Source organism: Pseudomonas sp. EA_65y_Pfl1_P113 (assembly GCF_963970525.1).
GTDB classification, from domain to species: domain Bacteria; phylum Pseudomonadota; class Gammaproteobacteria; order Pseudomonadales; family Pseudomonadaceae; genus Aquipseudomonas; species Aquipseudomonas tritici.
Window position 1 is genome coordinate 1 of sequence record NZ_CAXAQM010000411.1, and the last position, 500, is coordinate 500.

Sequence of the window (500 nt, forward strand, 5' to 3'; positions counted from 1 at the left end):
CTTCCGCGCCGTGCCCGGCCCGAACTCCACGATCTCGCAGCAGAACTCATGGCCGAACACGATGTCACGGGTCAGGTCCATCGGCTTGCGGCCGACCTTCCGCGCCATCTCGACCATGCGGGGCGCATGCTGGCGCGCATGCAGGTCGGAGCCGCAGATGCCGCAGGCCAGCGTCTTCACCAGCACCTGGCCGGCGACAGGCTTGGGATCGGCGATCCGGTCGACGACGATCTCACCGTTCCGGAAAATGGCGGCGCGCATCACGGTTCCTCCCCCTGGCTTTGCGCCTTGCTAGCACGAAACAGGGAAGGGAATATTGCGTCAGGCGTTCGGGGACGGCTCGCCGGCCGTCGCCAGCAATTGCGAGCGGCGCACCCGCTCGCGATGGGCGATGTAGAGGCCGCTCGCGACGATGAAGCCGGCGCCGACGACGGTCCAGAGGTCCGGCACCTCTCCGAAGATCAAGTAGCCGAGGATGCTGACCCAGAGCAATTGCGTGT

At 66.6% G+C, this 500-nt stretch carries 1 protein-coding gene; it reads right to left on the minus strand.

Translation table 11 applies throughout. The features are described from left to right. The coding region (locus AACY52_RS30320; protein ID WP_339561381.1) for an alcohol dehydrogenase catalytic domain-containing protein at positions 1 to 261 on the minus strand (261 nt) is incomplete at its 3' end. Positions 262 to 500: the final 239 nt, after the last annotated feature.